Consider the following 8,575-nt stretch of genomic DNA (forward strand, 5'->3'; position numbering starts at 1 on the left):
ACTTTACAGATGCTCGCCAGATACCGCTGATCTGAAGCCTGTCTCTCTGATCGGAGCATGACATGACTGAACAAGATAATGCAGTTTCCTCTCCTGTTGAGATCGACGGCAGTTATACGCTGCCTTACGGGACAGTGCCGGATATTGACCTGTTTGCGCCAATCGATCCTGACAATCCTGACGGGCCGTTTGTTCCGCTGGATGCCACCATCAATCTGCGGAATGCAACGCAGGCGGCTACGATTTCCGCGACTTTTCTGGGGATCGTGCATGTTGTCGGAGGCCTGGGGGGCAGCATTGATATAGGCGTGCCGGATACACGTGATGTCTGTTCGCTCGATCTCTCCGAAGCTGGCGGATCGTGGCAGGTGTCGGTGCGCCAGGCCTCGGCCGGCGACATTACATTGGGGCGTGGTGCGTCTTCCGTTGTGTTCGACGGTTATGGTGGAACCGTGACGGGCGCTTATGGTTTCCAGACCGTGGACACCGGAAATGTCGGTGCTACCGTAGCGATTGGCGGGAGCGGCAATACGGTGCTGGTGGATCCATCGGCGTCTGTGGATATTACGCTGCCCGGTTCATTCAATACTGTCACGGAAAGTTCCGGTTCGTATGTTTCCGATTACACCAGCAGTATTGTTTGCGGTGCGTATGCGCAGCTTTCCGGCATAGGCAGCAGCACTGTCACGGCGGGCGACAAATCGACGTTTTCCGGCACGTTTTCCGGTGACACGATCACGGCGGGCGGGGAAAGCCACTTTGATACCGTCAGTGGCTGCGATGTGACGACGCGGTTTAAATGTTCTTTTGTGACCGTCACCGACAGTTCGGTTCTGACGATTGAGCGGGATTGCCGGATCGGCACGCTGGGCGACGGGTCGGAAGTGACGACGGCGAATGATCTTGTCGTGGATCATCTGGACAGTTCCTCAGTTTATGGCGCGGGGCTGGTGACGGTGGACGGGTCTGTCTCCGGTCAGACGGGTGGCAGCCCGTATGGCGACATCGTCGCGGCGAAAATCATTGATCTGAGCTTTGGCGATACGGACGCCGATGCCTCGGTGTCGCTGAGTGCGGCCAGCCGGGGATCGGTCATTCAGGGTGGCTCCGGTGTTCAGACGGCACTGAATGATGGCGCGGCCGGGATGACGTTCATCAGCGCGGACAGCAATACGGGCGGTCATTTCACGGCGGTTGGCAATGGTGACATCGACACGTTTCGTGCGGTCAGCAGCATGACGATGACGGGCGGGGCCGGGAAAGGCAATCTGTTCGACATTGTGTCGGCTGTTCCGGCGCAGGATGTGATTACCGATTTCATGGCGAGCAGCGGCAACCGGCTGGAGTTATCCGGATTTGGGCTGACGGATGCGGGGCTGCGGACTGTGATCGACCAGGCGACGACATCGGCCTCCGGCGTGAAGCTTCATCTGGGCAGTCAGACGACGGTCATGTTCAGCGGGATTTCGCTGGAGCAGTTGCAGCATGCCGCCATTACTCTGAGCTGAATGACGGGCGGCTCCCCTCCCCTTTTCCGGCGGAGGGGCCATCATAACTTCCTTTTATGATGTCATGACAACAAACGCCTGGACGCGGTTCATGGTCTGGCTCAGTGTTCGCCTTCTTTTCAGCCGGAGGGATGATGGGCGCGGGACAAGGTTCGGCGGGGCGTTCTGCTTTCTCTGCCGGGGCTGCGTCCTGGCTGGCGCGGGGTCCGTGGCTGCGCGGTGATCGCCTGCGGTGGTTGCTGACGCCGTCTTTCGGGGATCTGGCCTTTGCTGTGCGGTCTTCGCTGGCGGCGGCGCTGTCCCTGCTGATTGCAATGTGGATGGAACTGGACAGTCCGCAATGGGCGCCGCTGACGGTGTGGGTTGTGGCGCAGTCCTCACGCGGGGAGTCTTTATCCAAGGCGCGGTGGCGGGTTGCCGGGACGGTTGCGGGCTGTTGCGCGGCGATTGCGCTGGTGGCGGCGTTTCCGCAGGCGTCCGGGCTGTTTTTTGTTTCGCTGGCGTTGTGGATCGGGCTGTGCTGCGGATTTGCGACGTTCTTTGACGGCTACCGGTCTTACGGGTTGCTGGTGACGAGTTTCACGTCGACGATTGTGGCCACGGGCGCGATCATTCAGCCGGATGAAGTGTTTGACGTGGCGATGTCGCGGGGCACCTACATCATTCTGGGTATTGTGTGCGAAGCGACGCTGGCGATGCTGTTTATGCCGGGGTTGCAGGAGAAGGCGCGGGCGCGGTTGCTGGGGCGCCTGGAGGCGGTGTGCGCGGCGGTTTCGGTGGGGGTGACGCGACTGGTTGAAGGGCGGGCCGATCCGGAGGCGGACCAGCGTTTACTGGCGGAGCTGATGGCGGCGAACGGACGCATTGAATTTGATGTGCTGGAGATGGCGCCGCAGACGCCCCGGATTGCGGATCATGCGCGGGCGGCGATTGCGGATCTGCTGATGATGCTGGCGCGGGCGCGGGGCGTGGCGGCGTCCGGGCGGGTTCCGGGGTCTGATCCGGAGCGGGATTATCAGGCGGCACGGGCGCATGTGCGGGCCTGTATTGTGCCGGTTCGGGGGGATCGGTTCCGGTTTCGGGTGCGGTCGCAGCGTCATGCCGTGGAGTCGGTTCAGAACGGATTGCGGGCCTGTGCGGGTATTATCGGGGCCTGGCTGGTCTGGGAGGTGACGGCGTGGCCCGCGGGGGTGACGTTTGTTTCGATGGTGTCGCTGGTTTACGGGTTGCTGGCGACCCGTGAGGTGCCGATCATGGCGTCGGGGGCGTTTTTTCGCGGGGCGGTGTGGTGTGCGGTCGTTGCGGGGATTTTTGCATTTCTGGTGATTCCGGCTGTAACGGCGCCGGAGTGTCTTGTTCTGGCGCTGCTGGTTCCGATGACCATTGGCGGTCTGGCGGCGCGGAATGCGGCGACGACGGGGTATGCGTTTTCGTTCAACATGTTTCTGCCGGTTCTGATCGGGCCTTCCAATATGGGTCGGTTTGACGAGGTGTCGTTTCTGAACGGGGCTTCGGCTTTTCTGGCGGCGGTGCTGTTTACGCGGCTCACTTTCGGGACGGTGCTGCCGTTTAGGGCGGATGCGCATTTGCGGCGGACGCGGGCCTGGACGGAAAAGCGGCTGCGGGCGATTGCGGATTTACGGAGCCGGGTGACGGCCTATCGGTGGTTGTCGGACAATGCGGACAGCATGGTGCGCACGGTCCGGACATCGCATGCGGTACCGCGTGCGACGCTGGTGACGGCGATGGAGCGGCATCTGGAGGCGATGACGCTGGGGATGCTGGTGATTACGGTTCGGCAGGAAGTGCAGGCCGGTCGGGTGCCGGGGGGGTTTGAGACGCGGGTTCGGGTGTTTTTACGGGTGTGGGAACGGTCGGGCGATACCGGGGCCCGTCCGGTGGCGCGGGCGCTGCTGTGGGGACTGGAGCGACGCGGTGTCGGGGACACGGCGCTGGTGGGCGCGCTGGCGGGGATTGCGGGCAGCGGGCCGGGCTGACCCCTCCCCTGCACGGCCCTGCCTGTGTCGTGTTACGTTGGGTTTTCGCTGCTGTTGTGATTGCGGCCAGGGACGTCGGCGAGGGTACGGTTTTGCGCATCTTTCCACTCTGTCCAGCCATTTGAAGAACGGCCCATGAGAAACACGGCGGCCGGACTCGGGTTTTTGAAAAGTGTGTCCTGTGGGAAGATGGCCCGGCCATCTTCGATGCGGATGGCGCCCTGCTCGGTGAGAGCCTGTCTTTTGGCGTAATAGCCGGGACTGTTCTCGGGGGAGGAAGCGGAGGCTTCCGATCGACCATATGAGCCGGCGAGAACGACCAGCCTCTCCTCCGTATAACGGGCGTGGGCATCCACGCCGTCCGCGCAACAAAAAAACAGAGCGGAGGTCGGGTCCGGAGTTGCAGAAAGATGCTGCGTTCCGGGATTGACGCATTCAGCCCCCCGGCGGTCTTTAATCAGCGGCTCGAATATCGGGTATCCGAGAGTGGTGAGGTTTGCGCGCGGGATTTCGATAAGCTGGAGGATACGCGTTGTGATGGCCGCGACACGAATACCCTGAGGATCGCCTGACGGCAGATAGATCTGGATTGTCCGGGGATAATTCGGCACGGTCCGGTCTCCGGGATCGGGCGGGAAGCGGGTATTTCCCATAATAATAGTGCGCCGGGATGAACAAAAACTTTCGGTATTGTGGCCTTACGTATCTGAGGCGCTCCTGAGAAGGAACTTTGCGGGAGATTTTCGGTGTGTGTTCTGAATTCGCAGTCTGCAATACAGGAATAAATCGTGCGGGATGACGGTTGTGGGTCTGTCTGTCCAATATTAAAACCAACCGGATGGGTAAATATATAAAATATAACAATACTGCCACCATATCCGTGAAAAAACGTCTCATGACAACATTTTCGCGAGGTCATATTCGCGTTGTATGTGAGAGGAGCCGGCTGCTTTTACATCGGCGTGCCGGCAGCGGCCTGTGCTGTTCTCGAAAAAGCTGATGGCGCACGAGTGATTATTCTGAGTGGCACGGGCGGAAAGGTTTTCTGCCCGGGTGGCGATGTCGTGGGGTGGGGGAAGTCCGGCGAGGAAACCTGAAAAACCTGTAACCGTTAGATATGGGCAACAGGAGCAGAAGAATGGCACGCGGAGAAGACTCGTCTGCTCAACAGGCGGGTATTAAACAGGAAAAAATCGAACATGCCCGGCATAAGGCCTATCTGTTCGCCGGGGCGGCGGGATTAGCGGGGCTGATGTTTGGTCTCGATACGGGCGTTATTTCCGGGGCGCTGAAATTTATTGCGCAGGATCTTGGAGCGGATGACCGGACGCAGGAATGGATTGTGTCCTCTCTCATGATGGGCGCGGCCGGCGGTTCTCTTCTGGCGATTCCGGTGGCGCGGCATAGCGGCCGGCGTGGGGCGATGCTGTATGCGGGCCTTCTGTTTCTGATTGGAACGGCGCTGTGTTCCGTGGCGCATTCGGTCGGGATGATGATCGCCGGGCGTGTCATTCTGGGCGTGGCGGTGGGGTTCGCCTCGTTCTCCGCCCCGCTCTATATTGCGGAGATTACGGAAAAACGGCAGCGGGGAAAGATGATTTCCCTGTATCAGCTCGTCATTACGGGCGGGATGCTGCTGGCGATGTTTTCCGACAGTCTGCTGGCTTATGGCGGTCACTGGCGCTGGATGCTTGGTATTCTGGCTGTTCCGACCCTGATCTTCATTCTGGCGACAATGAATGTCCCGTATTCGCCACGCTGGCTGGTGTCACGCGGGCGACGCAAAGAGGCCTCGCATGTGCTTCAGCTGCTCAGAGGCTCGCAGGCGGCGGCGCAGGAAGAGCTGGCGCGGATCGAGAAGAATCTGCAACGCGAGGACGGCAACGGGTTCACCTTGCTGAAAACGAGTCCGGGTTTTCGGAAAACCTTCTTGCTTGGTATCGGTTTGCAGGCATTTCAGCAGCTCGCCGGGATCAATATCCTGCTGTATTACGCGCCGCATGTGCTGGAGCATCTGCATTTTTCGTCTGAGGCGGCGGTGTGGTGCACGACGCTGCTCGGGTTTGCCAACATGCTGGCGACCGGTGTGGCGATTTTGCTGATTGACCGCTGGGGGCGCAGACCGCTTCTGCTGCTCAGCACGTCGATTGCGACGGTCAGTCTGTGTCTTTTCGGGCTGGTTCTGTTTCTGAAAATTGGTGGCGTGGCGGGAAGTATTGCGACGATCGCCCTGCTGGTGACGTTTATTCTCGGCTTTGCCATTGGCGAGGGGCCGGTTCCGTGGACGATGTGCACGGAGATTCAGCCGCTGAAGGGGCGCGGGCTGGCGATTGCCTGTTCGACCTTTGCCAACTGGTCGACGAACTGGCTGATCAGCAATATCTTTCTGTCGCTGATGGCTGCTCTTGGCGATTACGGTATTTTCTGGATGCTGGCCGTGTTTAACGCCATATTTTTCCTGATCGCGCTATTCTTTGTTCCGGAAACAAAGGGCTGTTCACTGGAGGAGATTGAGGAACGGCTGAATGAGGGCGCCCGGTTGCGGGATCTTGGACAGCCGGCTTCGGGCTCCTCCGGTCGGCACCTCACACAGGACGCCGGCGGAGCCGGACGCGCCTGACAGCGGAGCGGAGACGGGTCGTTTTGCGGGGAAAGGCCCTGTCTCCGGTATTGCTCGCTTTTCGGGATATTGCTTTAGCGGGCAGGCATCAACTGGCTGACTCGGGCGCAGCAATATCGCCCGGCGCGGTACGCTGTTTTTTGTGCAGGTCTTCCAGGTGAGTGCGGTAGGCGTCGTAATGTTCGGGGGCGGCGTGTTTGAAGTCCGGGTCTTCGAGATGGGGCACGCGCCCGTGGTGGCCGAAATTGACGAGGCGGGCTTCAAGCAGATGGAGTTTGCCGAAGACATCAGCCTGGAGTGCCCAGACCGCAAGGGATGAGCCAATGAAGGGGCCGATGAGGTAGATCCAGAGGCCACTCCAGTTTCCGGCGAAGAGATCCGGTCCGAATGTTCTTGCAAAATTGGCGCTGTTTCCGGAGAGCCAGGCGGTGATGGGGTTCATGATGAGGAAGAAGACGCCGCCGATCCAGGGCGTGATCCATTTATAGCGCGGGTGAGCGGCGAGCCAGTAGAGTGTGACGATGAGGAGACCGGTCACGAGGGTTTCGGAAGCCAGCGCGTACCAGATGGAGATGTGGGTATAGGGAATGGTGGCACCGTAGTTCACCTCTGTTGAGAACAGGTGCCAGGGGGCGAAGATGGCTCCGACGGCATAGACGGCAGCGGTTCCGAGTGTGGCACCGATGATCTGGGCGATGATGTAGCCGAGTGCGTCGATCCAGACGATTTTTTTCGACAGCATGAAGGCCAGGGTGACGGATGGATTGAGGTGGGCGCCGCTGACTTTTCCGAACGGGGTCATGGCCGCGACTGTTCCGGCGAGGCCGAAGCAGAGGCCGCAGAGGGCGGTCTGGATGACCGGGTGCGGCGCCAGAAGACCAGCGAAATATGTTCCGGGGGCGGTGAGGAGAATGACGCAGGTGAGGCCGGCGATCATCAGGACGGCGGTGGCGAGGGCCTCGCACCAGTAGAGGCGCCAGTGCAGGGGGCGGTCGGGGTGCGGCTCGCCGGAGAGGGGTCGGTCGTGAAAGTGGACGTGGAAATGCGGCCAGTGGATATGCGGGATCTTGACGTGTGGAAGGTGAAAATGTGGGAGATGGAGGTGCGGGACATGAACATGTCCCTGCTTTACCCCGGGTTGCGGCGTATTTTTCTGCTCTGACATTGTCCTGCTCATGTATTCACTGTGCATCTGCGATCAGGAATATATGGTGTCCATTCGGACGGGATCGCGGATTATTTTATAAATGTAGGGACGATGCGCGGGGATACTCATCACGAACCCGCGAGTATGGGCTGGTATGACGTGGGCGGGATTTCCGGACGTGGTCTGAGCGGGCGGGCTGCTTATGCCTGCCGGGCTCCGTGCCGGAGTATTCACGATGTCTGTCTGTGCAATAATTGCGTCTTAGGGGGATTATATGTTCTCTTTGAGCGACAGTCGGGGGCGGTCCGGGAAGTGAAAGCCGTTTTTTCGTATGGTGTTTTATATGAGCCGTTGTCGTTTCGGTTTCATATATAATCAGTATTCTTTTAAATTTTCAGGTTGGTTTTCAGTTCGGATCAGCAATAACTAACTGTCAAGTCTCGTACATATTTTTGTCATACATTTGTAACCGTTGAATGATTGACGGGGGCGACGGGATGTGGCTCTATCCGCGTCGTTCCGACACGGGTGCGGCGCCTTTTTCTGAACAGGGTTCAATGATTTTCAGGGCAGAACGAATGTGGAGCTTTGCGCGATGTAGGTTCGCTTTCGCGGACTGTACGACGCCTGTTTTTCACTCCTAATCCGGTCGGCATTTATTCTGCCGGCCAGTCTCCGTGATTGCGGAGCAGGTAAGGCAAGATACGATGTTTGCATCTCAGACTCTTGATATTGACGGTGTTTTTCTTGGTACTCTGATCGTTGATCGCGGTCAGAAGGGGCATCGTTTTTATGCGGCTCATGACAGTGTCCGGTCGCTTCATAACCGGGTTCTTGCTGAAGCGGACGAGCTTCGGCGCCAGGCTGTGGCGCAGTTTCGACGGGCGCTGGCGACGACGGGCGGGAAGAGTGCTGACCGCTGAAAGCGGAGGCGTGCCGGTCATGTTTGCGTTTCAGAATGTTCGGCTGTTCGGGGCGCTTCTGGTCGGCTGAACACGACACGGTTTGTAGCGATCAGCGGCATTCAGTGCTGTCCTTCCGTGGTTCTGTCATTATCTGACGCGCCATCACGGATATCCGCCGCTTTTTATTAAAGATGCGCTTGCAGGTCACTTTCCCGGCGTGTCGCTCTGCGGCTGACGGATTAAAGTCGGCGGGCCATTTTGCCGGGCTGCTCCGCGCAGTAAACTATGCCTGAGAGCCTGAATCAGAAAGCGGTTTGATTGATTTTTCGCAGAACTCTGCGGATATGGGCAATCATCAACCATGCGCAGGATGACGAGATTGTTGTCTCGACATCCTT

At 59.1% G+C, this 8,575-nt stretch carries 6 protein-coding genes and 1 pseudogene; 4 read left to right on the plus strand and 3 right to left on the minus strand.

Annotated features, from left to right (window positions below; genetic code table 11):
* Positions 1-62 precede the first annotated feature (62 nt).
* Positions 63-1,508, plus strand: a complete 1,446-nt coding sequence (locus GOB90_RS14515) for a xanthine dehydrogenase family protein molybdopterin-binding subunit (RefSeq protein WP_146890213.1) — start codon at positions 63-65, stop codon at positions 1,506-1,508.
* A gap of 134 nt (positions 1,509-1,642) precedes the next feature.
* Entirely contained in the window at positions 1,643-3,505 is a 1,863-nt protein-coding gene (locus tag GOB90_RS14520) for an FUSC family protein (protein ID WP_146890320.1), read from the plus strand.
* Between the two features lie 32 nt (positions 3,506-3,537).
* Here the strand turns inward: GOB90_RS14520 and GOB90_RS14525 are convergent, their stop codons facing one another.
* Entirely contained in the window at positions 3,538-4,116 is a 579-nt protein-coding gene (locus GOB90_RS14525) for a DUF4357 domain-containing protein (RefSeq protein ID WP_222594626.1), read from the minus strand.
* Positions 4,117-4,643: 527 nt separating this feature from the next.
* Here GOB90_RS14525 and GOB90_RS14530 point away from each other — a divergent pair.
* The gene (locus GOB90_RS14530) at positions 4,644-6,125 is read left to right on the plus strand and encodes a sugar porter family MFS transporter (protein WP_146890207.1); all 1,482 of its coding nucleotides are present in this window, start codon (positions 4,644-4,646) and stop codon (positions 6,123-6,125) included.
* An 88-nt stretch (positions 6,126-6,213) separates the two neighbouring features.
* On the opposite strand, the gene GOB90_RS14535 is transcribed toward GOB90_RS14530, so the two are convergent.
* Positions 6,214-7,290, minus strand: a complete 1,077-nt coding sequence (locus GOB90_RS14535; protein ID WP_146890204.1) for an MIP/aquaporin family protein — start codon at positions 7,288-7,290, stop codon at positions 6,214-6,216.
* Positions 7,291-7,979: 689 nt separating this feature from the next.
* Between GOB90_RS14535 and GOB90_RS14540 the strand changes: the two genes are divergently transcribed.
* A complete protein-coding gene (locus GOB90_RS14540; RefSeq protein WP_146890201.1) occupies positions 7,980-8,195 on the plus strand; it encodes a hypothetical protein in 216 nt (71 codons plus the stop codon).
* 284 nt (positions 8,196-8,479) lie between these two features.
* Here GOB90_RS14540 and GOB90_RS14545 read toward each other — a convergent pair.
* A pseudogene (locus GOB90_RS14545) lies at positions 8,480-8,575 on the minus strand (IS5/IS1182 family transposase); the annotation flags it as partial.

The organism is Acetobacter oeni (genome assembly GCF_011516825.1).
Lineage (GTDB): Bacteria > Pseudomonadota > Alphaproteobacteria > Acetobacterales > Acetobacteraceae > Acetobacter > Acetobacter oeni.